12 protein-coding genes are annotated in these 15,035 nt (G+C 37.3%); 6 read left to right on the top strand and 6 right to left on the bottom strand.

Features of this window, described 5'->3' with window-relative positions; translation table 11 throughout:
• Positions 1 to 462: 462 nt before the first annotated feature.
• The 6 genes from AACH28_RS09545 (at position 463) to AACH28_RS09520 (ending at position 8,838) form a co-directional block, all read left to right on the top strand.
• Positions 463 to 909: a nuclear transport factor 2 family protein gene (locus AACH28_RS09545; protein ID WP_341832791.1), complete on the top strand. Its 447-nt coding sequence runs from the start codon at positions 463 to 465 to the stop codon at positions 907 to 909.
• A gap of 124 nt (positions 910 to 1,033) precedes the next feature.
• Positions 1,034 to 1,363: a nucleotide pyrophosphohydrolase gene (locus tag AACH28_RS09540; protein ID WP_341832790.1), complete on the top strand. Its 330-nt coding sequence runs from the start codon at positions 1,034 to 1,036 to the stop codon at positions 1,361 to 1,363.
• Between the two features lie 10 nt (positions 1,364 to 1,373).
• Positions 1,374 to 3,602, top strand: coding sequence for a DNA/RNA helicase domain-containing protein (locus AACH28_RS09535; RefSeq protein ID WP_286778435.1), 2,229 nt, complete (start codon positions 1,374 to 1,376; stop codon positions 3,600 to 3,602).
• A 561-nt stretch (positions 3,603 to 4,163) separates the two neighbouring features.
• Positions 4,164 to 5,159: an AAA family ATPase gene (locus AACH28_RS09530; RefSeq protein WP_286778436.1), complete on the top strand. Its 996-nt coding sequence runs from the start codon at positions 4,164 to 4,166 to the stop codon at positions 5,157 to 5,159.
• Between the two features lie 43 nt (positions 5,160 to 5,202).
• Positions 5,203 to 7,716, top strand: a complete 2,514-nt coding sequence (locus AACH28_RS09525; protein WP_286778437.1) for a S8 family peptidase — start codon at positions 5,203 to 5,205, stop codon at positions 7,714 to 7,716.
• Between the two features lie 15 nt (positions 7,717 to 7,731).
• Complete coding sequence (locus AACH28_RS09520; RefSeq protein WP_286778438.1) at positions 7,732 to 8,838, top strand: hypothetical protein; 1,107 nt, start codon at positions 7,732 to 7,734, stop codon at positions 8,836 to 8,838.
• A gap of 275 nt (positions 8,839 to 9,113) precedes the next feature.
• On the opposite strand, the gene AACH28_RS09515 is transcribed toward AACH28_RS09520, so the two are convergent.
• From AACH28_RS09515 to AACH28_RS09490, 6 genes are all read right to left on the bottom strand, one after another.
• Positions 9,114 to 10,907 (bottom strand): ATP-dependent endonuclease, encoded by a 1,794-nt coding sequence (locus AACH28_RS09515; protein ID WP_286778439.1) that lies wholly within the window; start codon positions 10,905 to 10,907, stop codon positions 9,114 to 9,116.
• A 59-nt stretch (positions 10,908 to 10,966) separates the two neighbouring features.
• Positions 10,967 to 11,887, bottom strand: coding sequence for a hypothetical protein (locus AACH28_RS09510; RefSeq protein WP_341832789.1), 921 nt, complete (start codon positions 11,885 to 11,887; stop codon positions 10,967 to 10,969).
• Positions 11,888 to 12,136: 249 nt separating this feature from the next.
• Positions 12,137 to 12,415: a hypothetical protein gene (locus AACH28_RS09505; protein ID WP_286778441.1), complete on the bottom strand. Its 279-nt coding sequence runs from the start codon at positions 12,413 to 12,415 to the stop codon at positions 12,137 to 12,139.
• Positions 12,416 to 12,713: 298 nt separating this feature from the next.
• Complete coding sequence (locus AACH28_RS09500) at positions 12,714 to 13,451, bottom strand: prolyl oligopeptidase family serine peptidase (RefSeq protein ID WP_341832788.1); 738 nt, start codon at positions 13,449 to 13,451, stop codon at positions 12,714 to 12,716.
• 29 nt (positions 13,452 to 13,480) lie between these two features.
• The gene (locus tag AACH28_RS09495; RefSeq protein ID WP_341832787.1) at positions 13,481 to 13,846 is read right to left on the bottom strand and encodes a hypothetical protein; all 366 of its coding nucleotides are present in this window, start codon (positions 13,844 to 13,846) and stop codon (positions 13,481 to 13,483) included.
• A 53-nt stretch (positions 13,847 to 13,899) separates the two neighbouring features.
• Positions 13,900 to 14,448, bottom strand: coding sequence for a helix-turn-helix domain-containing protein (locus AACH28_RS09490; RefSeq protein WP_341832786.1), 549 nt, complete (start codon positions 14,446 to 14,448; stop codon positions 13,900 to 13,902).
• Between the last annotated feature and the right edge of the window lie 587 nt (positions 14,449 to 15,035).

Raw genomic sequence — 15,035 nt, 5'->3', positions numbered from 1 at the left:
GCCTTAGTTTTCCTCTTACCATAGCCTGCATGGTTATGACCAAAAACATGGTATCTCAGTGATCGCTCCAACACGAACTCAAGGATTTCGTCGCTGCACTAGGCATTATTTGCTAAAAACTGCTAATTAGGGATGAGTTTAAATAACTTTTATAGGGGTTATATTCGTACCTGCTTCGTACAGCCTTCGGATCAGGGCGTGTAGTGTTCTATTGTTGACTTGTCTCTGACCAGTTTTTCCCTGTACAGAGACTGGACAAGGTCTGTTGAGTGTCTGTACAATATCTATTGATGATCCGAACGTGGTACGAATCTGATACGAAGCAGACTTACCTACCTATTCCCGCCATTCACCGAGTTTTCCCGATCGTTGGTCTAAAGCCGATTGGCTAAGGGCGTATTATGTCGTAGTTTTGAGTCAACAAATAAGAACAACAGAACTAACACTATAAAAAAAGACATTATGAAAACGCTAGTAAAAACATTCGCAGCAGCAGCCCTAATCGCAGTATCTACTTTCGCTATGGCAGCTGAAGGACCTGGAGCAAAAGCAACAAAAGCTAACATTAACCTTTCTACAGCAGACTTCGCTTTAGAACACTATGTTGCGGTAACCACAGAGGGCGAATCAGCAGGAGTTGAGCAGTTATTTGCAGCTGATTTCAACCAAAAGATCCAAGCTATCAATGCACAGTCTAACAGCCGTAGCGAAGTGATTAAATCCTTGAAAAAACAAAAAGGTGAAAAGCTAAACTGTACAGTAAGCACTGATATCATCGAGGAATCGGCAGACTATATGGTCGCTAAAGTGACTTTGAAATTTGAAAACTTCGCCAAAACAGATTTAGTTACTTTGGAGCGTGTGGGCAATGACTGGAAAGTATCCAAATCGATCAATTCTTATAAATAAGAGCCATCTCAAATAAATATATATGTTGTAGAGCCATATCGTGAGATGTGGCTTTTTCCTTTTATTCCTAAACAATATTTCGGATATTTGGACAAAGGCCAGTTTTTAGTTAAAGGATTTTATCATGTCGGATATTCAGCGGTTAATAGCACAGATCAGAGCATTCAGAGATGCGAGAGATTGGGAGCAGTTTCACAATTCCAAGGATCTTGCGGTGGCATTGAGCATCGAAGCTTCCGAGCTTCTGGAACTTTTTCTGTGGAAAGGAAATGAAGATGCCAACCCTGACAAGTTGAAAAATGAGCTTGCCGATGTGCTTATGTACGCACTATTGCTTGCCGATAAGCACGGACTTGATGTTAAGGAGATCGTGGAGGACAAGATGAAACTCAATAACGAAAAATATCCTGTAGAAAAGGCCAAGGGAACTGCTAAAAAGTATAATGAACTGTAATTAATAACGCATGTCAGAATTGGATATTAAAGAAGTTCATATTGTTCCCGTCGGTAGCACAGGAGAGGTTAAGGATACAGATAGCAAACTAGATTTTTATAACAGTGCACTTGTTTATCTGCTCAACGATAAAAGGTCAATCTATATCGGTGAATCTATCGATATCAAGAACCGCTTTTCAAGCCACAATAGACACGACAGCAAGAAAGACCTATTAATCCGACATGCGATCTATTCCCATTTGTTCAACAAATCCGTTACCCTGCATTTAGAAGCATTCCTGATCAACCTTTTTTCAGCAGAAAAGGGTCTGAAACTAATCAATGCCAACCTTGGCAATAACGGGCACTACTATCACCAGAAGAAAGAATATGAGGTATTGTTTCCGCAGATATGGAAACAACTCGAAGAACTTAAAATAGCGCGCACGTCTTTTGAAGAGATCATTAACAGCAACGTTTTTAAGTACTCACCCTACAAGAGTTTGAACCTAGACCAGCAGCAGGCAGTTCTGGCCTGTTTGAAAATGCTCGTGGACGACAAAAAAGGTATCTTTATACAGGGGAATGCAGGTACTGGTAAGACTATCATTGCGATTTATGTACTTAAATTGCTTGTTACGCCCATACGCTATTTTGAACAGTTTGAGATGAAGGATGAATTCTCGATGGAGGCATTCGAGTTGCTTAATGCATATCGAGACAAACATGGTATTACAGTAGAAAATGAAAAAGATCTTAAAGATCAAGTCGCTATTGTCGTATCGATGACCTCCTTGCGCAGTACCCTGCAGAAAGTGTTCAAAGATATTGATCAGCTCAGTTCGAGTATGGTTATATCGCCAACAGATATTTCAAAACGAACATACAAGGTGGTTTTAGTGGATGAGGCCCATCGCCTGCGCAGACGCAAAAATATATCTGGTTATGGAGATTTTGATAAGAGTAATATGCGTCTTGGATTTGATATCAACGAAGGAACAGAGTTGGATTGGGTTTTGAAGCAGTCGGAAAATCAGATTTTCTTTTATGACAACAACCAATCTATCCGTACGACTGATTTACCACCTTCAAGGTTTGAAGTTTTAAAGAACTCTAAGGCATATGATAGTGTACGCTTGCAGACGCAAATTCGCTCCGAGGGAGGAGACTTGTTTACTGATTTCGTCCATCGGTTGTTTGACTTGGAATTGTTGCCTAACGAAAGATTTGAATCGAATGATTTTGAGCTTAAGCTGTTTGACAGTTTTGTAGCGATGCGTGGTCAAGTTTTCCAGAAGGAAGCAGAGACGGGACTGTCTAGATTGGTTGCAGGCTTTAGCTGGGAATATAAGACAAAGGACAAAAAAAACAGGCATCTCTACGATATGACTATTGAGGGGATAGATCTTCGTTGGAATTCGACAGCTAAAGATTGGATCAATTCAAAAAATGCGATAAATGAAGTAGGAAGTATACACACCGTATTTGGCAATGACCTAAATTATATCGCTATTGTTTTTGGTAAAGAGATCGACTATGATCCTATTTCTAAAACTATCGTGGTGTATCGGGATGAATATAAAGATACGAACGGGAAGAATAGCACCGATGACCTGGATTTATTATTCTATGTTAAAAATATCTACAAGACGTTGATGTTTAGAGGGATTAGAGGCGTCTACGTTTATGTGTGTAATTCGAATCTTAAAGCCTATCTAAGTCAACATATGGAGGTTGTGACTGGAAATAGTGAAAACGATTTGAGTGTCACTTCTTCACAGCTTATTAGTTCTGAACCTACAGCGAGTTCTATACCGTATTATGATCTTGAGATCGCAGCAGGCAATTTTTCCGAATTGCAACAAAGTGAGACTTTGCAATATGTTCAAGTGGAAGAACGCTATCAGGATTCACAACGTTACTTTGCCTGTAAAGTAATCGGGGAGTCCATGAACAAGATTATTCCCAACGGTTCGATCTGTTTATTTGAGCGCTATCAGGGAGGTTCCAGAAATGGCCTTATCTGTTTGGTTGAATCCAGTAGTTTTGAAGATCGCGATTTTGGAGCCAATTATACCATTAAAGAATATTCGAGTAAAAAGACCATTACGGAAGAGGGCTGGCAACATCAGGAAATTATCCTCTTACCCAAGTCTTCAGACGACTCCTACAGTCCCATTGTATTGAAAGATGAGGAGGCTGTAGATCTCCAGGTGATCGGGGTATTTAGATCTGTTCTGAAGATTTATTTTGCTTGATTAATCATTTATACGCGGACCCGTAAATTGTTATTTTTTTGTCTAGCGCTGAAGCTTTCTTAAAGAATTCTTTGACGATGGATTGTAAGGCTATGGCATAGGCAATTCATTATATGTATGTCCTAGCTTTCTCTTATTACGTTCTCCTAATCGGTTATTCCTAGGTCCACAATTTATCTATTAACATTGTAATGGAATAAATTGCCAGATTGGATTAAGGATAAGCAGCGGAAAAGGAAAGTCCACAATTTGATAACAAAACTTAAAAATCATAATAAAATTGTTGTTAAAGGATCTTTCAAATATTCTATGTGGGAGCTAGCGACTTGATGTTGAGGAAAAACAGCTGCAACAGTAAGAAGGAATTCGAATATATAATAAAAAATATATTGCTATTGGATTTTGTATTATCAAAATGGTCAAAACAAACTAGATGCGTTTGCTCTGGAATACTTGACTTAAAGGCTAGCATTCCAATTCTGTAATTCTTATCTTTGCATTTTCTATAAACAATTTCGTATATTTAATAAGGATACAATAAACAAAAACGCTTATAACGGTATGAATCAAGACTTAATGTTTCGGTTATTTCGCTCCATTGAAGGGGAACCTAACGATGATATCGTCAAGGTAGCAGATGCTATTATCGATGCCGAGCGTAAGAAAGGGCATAGCAAATTGGCTGAGCGGTTGACCGGTATTCTAAAGCGAAATGTGCAATCAACGCAATCTTTAAAAGGAGAACTTAAAAATATCTTTGGTTCGACGATCGCGATTCCCACTGACAATAGAAAGAATATTCCACTTGCGGTAGAAATACCGCGCGAAACATTGCGTCACGAGATGGTACTACCCGGGGATATAGAAGGGAAAATCCAACGAATAGAAAAAGAATATGTCGCTCGAGAACGATTAGCGGCGTTTGGCTTGAAGCCAAAAAGACGCATTTTATTACACGGAGCGCCTGGTTGCGGTAAGAGCATGAGTGCCGAGCGTATAGCTTGGAATACAGGTTTACCGTTTTTGAAAGTACGTTTTGAAGCGATGATATCTTCTTATCTTGGTGAGTCCGCTAGTAATCTAAAAAAAATATTTGAAGCGATAGCTTCCTATCCTTGTGTCTTACTACTGGACGAATTTGATTTTATCGCTAAAGCTCGCGGGGATAAACAGGACGTAGGAGAGATGCACCGTGTCGTCAATATCTTACTAAACGTTCTCGAAGATTTCGATGGTCCCGGCATTGTTATCGCAACGACCAATCTACAAGGAACGATAGATCCCGCGTTATTCCGACGATTCGATGACATCATAGAATTGCCAAAGCCAGGCAATGAAGAAATAACTCGTATACTTAAAAATACGTTAGGAGCTATCAAAGTTGCCAAAGAAGTGAAATGGAATGAGCTCTCCAAAGATTTATTGAACTATTCCGCTGCGCTTATTGTAAAAATAGCTTTCGACGCTGCCAAAATCGCTGTGCTTAGTGGGAAACAGGAAGTAGATATGACGCATTTCCTTCAATCCATGCAAGAAAATAAAAACTATAAAACGTAATATGTAAAGGATATCGTGTAAGCCTAAATTAACCAACTAACTTATGCCCAAATTTCCACATCTTCCCTTGAAAGATTCTTTTAAAGGTGATTTTAAATTTCCACAAACTCCTCGACCTCCGCATCCGAGAACAGCAGAAAATCGTAACAATAACAGAAACCATGGTGCGTTTATAGGAGGCAATGCTAACTCTGTAAAGGAACGGTATCAAAACGAACTTGTTGGAAGAGCGCAAAAAGGATTACCTCATCTAGATGAAAACATCATCCCAGTATTCTTGCAAGTCGACCCTGACGGATTTGATGTTGAAGCATTGAAAGGGTTCGGTATAGAGATTATCGCCGAAGAGGACGAAGGATTTATTATTGGTGCGAGTGTAGACGGATTTAAGTCTCTTGAAAAGAAAATTAAGCAGTTTGTCGAAGAGGGCAAAGCAGTTAATACAGCTCAACTTTGGGATATAGTACTGGGGCAGAACTGGCGTGTCGAGCAGATTCTTTCTGAAGAGTTGCAAAAAAGGTGGGATCAGATAGGCGACGAAGATATATTGACCGTAGATGTGTCGATCGCTTGTTATTTGAAAGCGCCGGAGTATCCTGCAAGAGATAGGGAAGATTCAGATGAAAGATATGAACAGCGAATTGAAAGATGGAGAGATCGATATCAACAATATGAGATAGAAAAAGACGATTTTGAATTCAGTAGGCACGAAGATGTACAACGTTTTCTTGAAGTCTATGATGCGGAGATCATCAGCGGTTTCGTTTCCGAGGTAGACAGTTTTGGCTTTAGCGTACGTCTAGCTGGAACAGTATTAAAAGATTTTGTGCTTAACTATCCGTATGTATTTGAGGTGATTGAAAAGACGGAGATAGACTCCCCCGTGGCATTAGAAGGAGAAGGAGAGGAGTGGGCTATAGATGTTTTTCCACCGCTGGAAGACGCGCCAAAGGTATGTGTTGTAGACAGTGGTATTATGGAAGGACATCGATTATTAGCACCTGCAGTGCTTACAGAAAGATCTAGAAATTTCGTTCCTGATATACCCGATACTGTCGCCGATGAAGTCGTTAACGGTGGCCATGGCACTCGTGTTGCCGGTGCTCTGCTGTATGGAAATACAATACCAAAAGGAATGTATCAGCCCCCATGTTATTTGTATAATGCAAGGGTGCTAAACAGAGATAATCAGCTCTCTTCTCGCATTTTTCCGCCACAACTGATGGAAGATGTATGTGACACATTCGGAGATGCACATGTCTTTAATGTCTCGATAAACAATCGAGTCGCTTGCCGCACGACACACATGTCCCAATGGGCCGCCTCATTGGATAGACTAACACACGAAGATGGACATATATTTGTAGTCTCGGCGGGAAATATCAAAGATGAAAGCTTTCACCCAAATAACCCAGGTATAAAGAATCACCGATTATCCGGCAGAGATTATCCAGCATATTTATTAGAGAATGCATCACGCATTGCCGATCCTGCTCAAAGTTTGTTTTCCATCACGGTAGGATCAGTTTGTTTGGATACTTACGAAGATGATGATCACAAGTCTTTTGGTGATAGAGACCATGTGTCTTCTTTTTCCAGATGCGGGTTGGGGATGTGGAACTCGATCAAGCCCGAACTGGTCGAATATGGTGGTGACTGGGTGACGGAGAAGCGTGGGGACAACATGGTGGTTAAAGATCAGACTTGTCCAGAATTAATTGTATCCAAAGGTCTGGGGGTATCACGTGATTCCATCGGTACATCCTTTGCTGCGCCGAAAGTGTCCCATATCCTCGCAAGATTGGTCTTACAATTTCCAGGGAAAGAAACGTTATTTCATAAAGCTTTGCTTATCCAATCTGCACGGTTGCCCGAGCATGTTCGCAATAGGCCATCAATCGAAGATATTAGACACTATGGCTATGGTATACCCAATGCCGAACGTGCGGTGGAAAACTCCGCAAGACGGATTACATTCACAACATCAGGGGCTATTTCGCCGGGACAAGCCAATCTGTATTCCATACAGATACCTGAGGCGCTTCGACGACAAGGTGAAGATTATGATATTTTAATCGAGGTATCGCTGTGTTATACCGCTAAAATTAGACGTACCCGTCGTCGGATTAATTCTTATCTCTCCTCGTGGCTATCTTGGCAGTCTGCTCCAATGGGGCAACCCTTTGAAGCATTTAAACAGGAAGTATTAAAGAACTTGGAAGCAGGTGGTACGATAGAAGATGGTGGTCCGTTTGATCAACCTACTCGGATTTCTTGGGCTATAGATGAAAACCCTAATTGGGGTATTGTGAAGGGGATTAAACGGCAAGCAAATGCTAATCAGAAAGATTGGGCAACGGTGAAATCATACAATCTACCTGAGGAACTTTCTTTTGCCATTGTTGGGCATAAAGGATGGGAAAAAGATTTTGAAGAGGAAGTGCCTTATGCTTTTGTCGTAAGTTTTGAGGTGCTGAATGGTGAGATCCCTTTGTATGAGCTAATGGCACAGGTTAATGTGGAGGTGGAGCAGGAAAGTCAAATTGCATTGTTCTAAAAGATTATTGGCTTTATGAGATATTCGTTGGAGGATATTTATTGTTCCTGTGGTCGTTATAGTAATACAGCCAGTGTAGAATTCTTTCCAGATACTGAATGTCATAGACTGTATGGGAAGTATTTGGTTGGCGTTTTTGTCTACACGCGAGATGAGTGTCGAGAATTTGAAAAATCTATTGCGTTTGGACCCACACCTCGAACCCATGGTTTTGTCAAATTTGAAGATGTGTTGAAAAAGTTAGATCAAGACCTTAGAACAAATCTTCTTAATATAGGGTTTCCGACTTCGGAGATTATGCGTTTGACCTATTATCCGTTGGGAGATAATTATAGCTTTGCTTCGAGAGAGATAAAAGAATTACCTAAGCCGATTAAAGTTGATGTTGATTTTTCCGATACAGACGTTGATAGCTTCAGTATATTTATGTATGAGGACAAAATTAAGTCTGGTTATGCATTATGTCCTTTTGAGCACTATCAATATTTAGCATTACTCTTAGATAAACATGGCAAATTAATAGATAAAGAAAATTATAATCGATTATTCGTTGACTCGGCCACAGGCGACCTCAATTCTTATATATATTATTACTATTTAAAGAATAAATACCTTCAGGGTAGAGCAAGTGTATTAGAAGAGAATTGGTTTAAAGAGATGAACGAAAAAAGGACGAAAAAGCGTGTTGAAATTTTACATCGAGAACTAAGAAAGGCTTCCCTGAATATTAAAAATCTCGAAAAAAAATATCAGAGTGCTTTACTACAACTCATCAAAATATCTGCAATTTTCGAAGGTTTAAATTTGACCAATACAAAATATCCAATATGGTTAGATTATGAACGTTTTATTCATATCTTTTCAAGACATGTCTATGAAAATCAGCTTGGAGAACGTTTCTCCGACAAGACCTCTTTCCAGTATGATTATAAATCCATTATTCGTTTGATTAAAATAGTTTTGAATTTGGTGCATGATGAGATTTCTAAACATTTCTCTCAGAAAGAGAAAAGGCCATTTAAACGGCATGGTAAAAAAGCCGTTTATTATCAGGGCGATTATTTTGTCATTGATATTGATGCTAATGGCAGATTGATGACTTTTTATCCTTTATCGAAATGATTTTGTACTATTGCATTAGTAAGTTAGATTGCTTTCTATCTTTATTCTTTCAGTGAGTTTGATTTATGTGTTGAAGCGTTCAAAGTCGAATGGGTCTTTTTCTTTCATGACCGTATCGTTTGGATAATTAAATATAAATAATCTTATTGAATTATTCCTCTGACACAGTTTACTTTACAGTCTCGGTAAATAAAAATGCGAAGTCCTTTCAAACTCCGCATTTCTATAACTTACACACTTTATGAAACAGTGTCTTATCAACACACAGTAGCATTTTATACTAATACAGCTTGTAATCTTTCCTCTAACTCTTCAATTGAATTCCATTCGGTACAATTTATTGGAGGAGCTGATTCAAAATTTATCAGGGCTTTTAACAATGTCTCTACAGTGTCAAAGAAACCCTCATTTTCTTCTAATTTCTTTAAAGCATTGTAAGGTTTTTCTTCATCAGCTACATCACCAAAATAAGCTTCTTCAAAGTTTGGTAAAGAAGCAAGGAGTCTAGTAGATGTACCATCAGGTTTTGAATTTATAGCTTCTAAGATATTTGGGTTATTACCCCAAGCCGGATTCGCCATTTCCCGTCCCTTTTTAGTCGTGATCCTAGGTTTATCACAGTCATGAAGTACTGCATAGTCCGAACCGAAATGGTTTAACACTTTTATTAAGGATACAATAGTAGCTTTTCCTCTGGCTCTAATTATATTAATATTGTTATATAAATCAGGTTTTTTCCGTTTAACATAGTTGAATGCCGTATACTCAGTATCTCCTTCCACAACTATGACTTTGCCCCCAAAGAAAAATTCCGCCATGTATGGATCACATAAGTTTAAAAGCTTTAAATTTCTTTTATCATCGTCATCTAGATTAACTTTATCGGGTCTAAATACTGTAGTTCCCTTAATTTCTCCATTATCAGCCTTCTCAACTTTTATTATAGTTGTGTTATCCTTTGCAAAATCAATAAAAATAGGAGAATGGGTTGTTACCATTACTTGCCAATTTCCATTTTCTGGTAATTCATACAATAGATTACAAGCTTCTCTAATTGCATTTGGATGTAAACATATTTCTGGTTCATCTATTAATAGTAGATGAGGTCTTGTTACAGCACTGTCAGGCTTCGACTTTTGATTATTTTCAGAAATAAATTTAAGCGCAGTCCATAACAAAGTTCTCCTTGCTCCACTCCCTTGCCGATCGATTGTGCTAAGATACCCATCAGATGGCCCCATAAGTAGTTGAGCATCTGATTTAAACAGATTTATTGCTTTATCCAAATTATCTTCAGCCTTTGCATCAAAATCGATCTTGTAGTTCGGAAATACTTTACTTATTAAAGTGGTCAATTCAGCGTTGACTTCGTCAATCTGTTCTTGGGCTTCATCGAGAATCTTTTTTTGCAATTTTTTTATTTGACCTAATAATTTCTGATAGTCATTTTCCTCTTCACCTTCCTCAGGGTTCGTTGTTTTATAATTTTTAACCCTCTCATTTAAAGCCTGCATTAGAAGATCTCTAATGGCATTTGCTTGCTTTTCGGGGGAATCAAATGCGTCTACTTTATGCGGCTCGGGTCTACGTGAATTGGCTACATTTGGAGCGCCCCAAGGAACATTCTCGCTCCATTCTTGGAGTTCCACATCCCAGCCTTGTCTAATCGGTTTCCCGACATTTTTCCAAGTGAATTTTTCTTTTACAATTAAGTCGCCATTGTCAAGGGTTTCAATCCATTTATCACCTGGCGCATTATCAAAAACTCGAGTGTGAACTTCGATTTCAGGTAGGTTATCTGGATCTATTTTATTGTTTGGAAAATCTTCGATACTTAAATCGGCTTTTGCCGAACCTTGTGACATCGCTAATTCATAAGCTCTTAGAATTGAACTTTTGCCAACATTATTTGCTCCAACTAATACAACGATTTCATTTAGATCTAGTTGGACGGAAGTTGATCCAATGCAACGATAATTTTTTATTATTAATTTTGTAAGTTTAGGTTTGGGAACGTCCGGATTGACTGAAACTAATGAAATTTCTTCGGCTTTTTTTGCTTTTGCCATTTTTTACTTTAAAATAGGTTAATAATATGATTTTAGCTTGTTATCTATGAATTACAAGATTACTTTTGTAAAGTAAGATCATCTAAGGTTATAGACACTTTTTTTATTTTTCCCGACTTACTAGCTGTTTTATCACTGTTGAGGTTAATCACAATAATATAGTAGGTCTTACCTTCGAAAATGACTCTATTTGGCCAATTTTTTTCGTTTTCTTCACACTGAAATTCAAAGTTTACAGCGTCTAAATTAAATACTACCAGATAACCAACCTGTTTATGGTAGTCATTAGCATATTTTATAATTTGAGAAAAGCCTTCGGCTATACGGTTTTTTTTGTAATTTTTGCTTTCGTCATAGATTTTGATCTCTAAAACTAAAGGGTCGTCAGTATGTAACATGCTTACTATATCTGCCCTACCGGAAGCAGACAATGGTGTAGAAAACGGATAGTCGATACCTTGGTCGTATAAATATAAACGTAGGTCTTCTTCCAGCTTATTTTCTCCAATATGACTATGATCATTATATAGACAAGCCAACTTTTGTTTAAAAAACCATTCGGTACGTAACTTATATTTTTCAAGCAAGTATAATACTGAACTGCCTTCGTCCAATTTGTCGTGCAGATAATTGGTAATTGGGTCTATAAATTCCTCAACGTAATTTCCTAAAGACTGCTTATAATCTGATGCACCTACTAAATCCATCGTATACTCTGTAATCTTTGACTGGGAGACTAGATGTTTTATTAGATAATACTTATATACTGCCTCGTGTTCTTCATTTTCAAAACTTGGATTCATTCGATAATAAAGATTTAAATTAGTAAAAGCACCTTCTTTAGGTACAAAAGGACTAGCTGAGATGTACGAATATAAAGTAGGAATGTTTTCAATTTTATCAAAGAAATATTTATGGAAGTTATCAAATTGCTCATAGCTTGATTTTATAAGTCTGTTTCTCCATTCTTTCAGATTCACACGTAGGTTATGGTTATAATACATCTATTTAAATAGTTTTTTTAGTTTATTAAATTCCTGTTCAATCATATTTTTGTTAAGACGTAGATTAGCATTGCTATCAATAAGTTTGATACTTTCTTTACAGTTGTGGCAATAGCACAACTCTTCTAATTGTATTGATTGTAGCATAATAGAGATACTATATTTGCAATTAGGGCAATCAAACTCGATCCAATTATTTCGAAAATTTATCATTTATTGAATTACTTAATTTTTAAGAATTGTAGATTTGGAAGTAAGACAAAGTTGTATTGAAGATTCATCGATCTGCTTAAAAAGATATAAATAAGCACCTTTAGATTTTGTGGTTCTTAGTTCTATCTGTTTTAGCAATGATATATTACCTTTTCGGTCTCCAAAAAGGTTGTATTTTTCTAAATATTGAGCGATTTCTTCAAAGGTTGCACTAAAATTTTCCTTATTAATATTTATAAGCGCAATCACTATTGCTTCATGAAGAGATAACTTATTTTTTAATCCGGGCATAATTACTCTCAATTCTAAAGTTACTTTTTTACATTGGGAGAGTTTTCCGGAACCTCCGAGACGATCACTATCCCCAAAGCCTTATCTGTTTCTCCATATTTCTTCACAAGTTTATTCTTACGAATAATTGTTATGGATTTAAAATTTATGTCATCAATAGCGGCTAGCTTACCTTCATAATTTTTACAATATGGCCTTTACTAAAATTTTGTATTTCTGTGAAGTTAACAAACTAGTCTATCTAAAACAATATGCTAAATTCAATTATTTTAAAATATACTTGCTACATGTATCAATGTTAGTCTTTCCTCTGCCTCAACATCCACTCATAAATTTCCGACTTAGTTTCATAGAGATATTGGATACCATGACCTTCGCCTTCAAGTCGATGGAAGGTTAAATTGCCATTACACTTCTTTAGAGATTCTGCTATTCGCTCAGTTTCATGTATGGAGATTTCTTTATCCGCCGTTCCGTGATACGTCAGGATAGGAATGTCTTTGAGCGTGCAAATTCTAGTGGTGTCACTATCATTCACACCACCGCATAATGGAACAATGGCTGCGATTTTTTCAGGGTGATCTAATGCTGCGATGTACGTTCCGTATCCGCCCATGCTTATTCCGGTTACGTAGATGCGACTTTTGTCGATGCGGTAGTTTGCTATTACTTCATTGTATAGCGAATCAAACCAATTTTCCGTGGACCAATATTTTCCGTCAGGACATTGGGGGGCGACCATAACAAAATCAAAATCCTTTCCTTTGTCTACTAAATAGGGAAGACCATAGACCTTTAACTTTTCTAAATCATTACCTTTTTGTGAACCGCCATGAAGATAGATAACCAGAGGATATTTAGCCGTGGTTGTATTATAGTTTTTAGGCAGATAGGTTAAGTGTTTATAGTTGACTTTTAGCTTTTCTTGAACAATTGAATGCGATATAAAAAGAAAGCTAAAAATGATAATTGAAAGAATATTGACAAGTAGATGGTTTCTCGATTTGAAAATTATGATGAATGATTGAAACGCCATTTTAATAAAATATTGGTAACATATCTAAGTTAAGTTATTAGATGATTTTTTTCGAATTCAGACAAATCATCTAATATGAATAATTTAGTTTCTTCGACTTGTTCGCTACCGGGAATATCTGTGCCTAAAATATTATGTCTCGTAGTCCACTCTTTTCCTATAGATCTTCCCAAGTTAACAATGATATGTTCGAGATGGTCCCCATTGTCCATTTTTGATCCGATATGTTTAATCAAAGGTGCTTGCCTTCTGTTGAAGTCAATCAGATATTTCGGTACTTTATTCTCATAAACTATACACTCATCTATAGAAAGTTCGTAAAAAGGCATCGCCCGAAATTGTCCCTCTTCAGTTTCAAATAAATATGTTTCTATCTGTAATATTACGATCTCCATAATAATCTAATCGAAGCTATATGACATGCAATTGAATTGGTTTCAAATATTCTTTATTTCGATTTTTTAAATTTGTAATAATTAATATTACCTGCTTTTCTGCTTTCTAACAACCCATCTTTGACCCAATTACCTAAAATAGTTGAAATGGATGAGCTCAATTTGGAATTTTTTTCGATACCTTTTTTTTCAATCAAAAGATTTGCAATTTGCTCTACCGTAGTTTCCTCTTTGAACAATTCTTCAGAGGAAATTATGTCTTTAATTTTTGCAGTCAAGTTTATACGGGCCAGTCTATCAGGGGGCAGAGCCAACCTAGGGCCTACGGAGTAAGTAATCATTGCCTCTTTAAAAAGGGTGTGAAATCCTCTGCCAAGGGTAGATGCGTATTCCATGTACTGATCAATATCATAACTTATTCCTTCTTCAACATTCCAAACTGCGGATTTGGACAAGTTAGACATAAACGCTATATCATCTAAAGAGAAGTTCTCTTCCTGCCGTAATTTTCTTAGGTGTTGACCTAATGTTTTTCTTATTTCTGGAAACATATCCTTTCTCGGTTTCCTTCCCTTCGAGCTTTTACCTGTTAATTTAGTCATTTTTATAGCTTTTTGGTAATGTTAGTATTCAAATGACTTAAATTTGATTAGGCTTATTGTTTTTAAATAAGAAACAAATTTTGTTTTTTAAAAACTAAAAACTATATTTGTATCAGTATATAAGTATAATGATATGTAGTATATAATAAAAAATAATATTTAAGAGTCTCGTAGATCGAAGTTGACACCCAAGGCGCGAGACGGCAAGATTTTAACCATTGCCCTGCTTTTGCTATATTTGATAAATGGCAGGGGATGGTCTTGCTGCGAAGCCTTTGTCCTTGGGTGTCACTAAGATCTCAAAGTGTGGAGCGGGCCATCTTCCTGCCTATATATCAAAGAGACTCGTTATAAACAAGCGAGTTATGAACAAAAAGCAAAGATCAAAAAACATCATCACCGCCCCCGAGTAGCTCGGCTGGTTTGGCCAAATTAGATTTGGCTTCTCTTTGCCATGGACCGCGTAACGCCAATATTATACACCTGTGTGACCCCTCATTCAATCGCGCTCTGGCTCCCAAAATGAATTAATTATTACTAATGTGAACTGAGTAACATCAGGCTCCCAATAATAAGCTGATTTCGAT

The organism is Sphingobacterium thalpophilum (genome assembly GCF_038396785.1).
Classification (GTDB): Bacteria; Bacteroidota; Bacteroidia; order Sphingobacteriales; family Sphingobacteriaceae; genus Sphingobacterium; species Sphingobacterium thalpophilum_A.
Note: the sequence above shows the minus strand (reverse complement) of the source record. Positions and strands in the feature narration are given on the sequence as shown.

What these genes read in the sequence shown, in the direction of transcription:
- AACH28_RS09545 (WP_341832791.1), top strand. Translation starts at nt 463, where the DNA reads ATGAAAACGCTAGTAAAAACATTCGCAGCAGCAGCCCTAATCGCAGTA.
- AACH28_RS09540 (WP_341832790.1), top strand. Translation starts at nt 1,034, where the DNA reads ATGTCGGATATTCAGCGGTTAATAGCACAGATCAGAGCATTCAGAGAT.
- AACH28_RS09535 (WP_286778435.1), top strand. Translation starts at nt 1,374, where the DNA reads ATGTCAGAATTGGATATTAAAGAAGTTCATATTGTTCCCGTCGGTAGC.
- AACH28_RS09530 (WP_286778436.1), top strand. Translation starts at nt 4,164, where the DNA reads ATGAATCAAGACTTAATGTTTCGGTTATTTCGCTCCATTGAAGGGGAA.
- AACH28_RS09525 (WP_286778437.1), top strand. Translation starts at nt 5,203, where the DNA reads ATGCCCAAATTTCCACATCTTCCCTTGAAAGATTCTTTTAAAGGTGAT.
- AACH28_RS09520 (WP_286778438.1), top strand. Translation starts at nt 7,732, where the DNA reads ATGAGATATTCGTTGGAGGATATTTATTGTTCCTGTGGTCGTTATAGT.
- AACH28_RS09515 (WP_286778439.1), bottom strand. Translation starts at nt 10,907, where the DNA reads ATGGCAAAAGCAAAAAAAGCCGAAGAAATTTCATTAGTTTCAGTCAAT.
- AACH28_RS09505 (WP_286778441.1), bottom strand. Translation starts at nt 12,415, where the DNA reads ATGCCCGGATTAAAAAATAAGTTATCTCTTCATGAAGCAATAGTGATT.
- AACH28_RS09500 (WP_341832788.1), bottom strand. Translation starts at nt 13,451, where the DNA reads ATGGCGTTTCAATCATTCATCATAATTTTCAAATCGAGAAACCATCTA.
- AACH28_RS09495 (WP_341832787.1), bottom strand. Translation starts at nt 13,846, where the DNA reads ATGGAGATCGTAATATTACAGATAGAAACATATTTATTTGAAACTGAA.
- AACH28_RS09490 (WP_341832786.1), bottom strand. Translation starts at nt 14,448, where the DNA reads ATGACTAAATTAACAGGTAAAAGCTCGAAGGGAAGGAAACCGAGAAAG.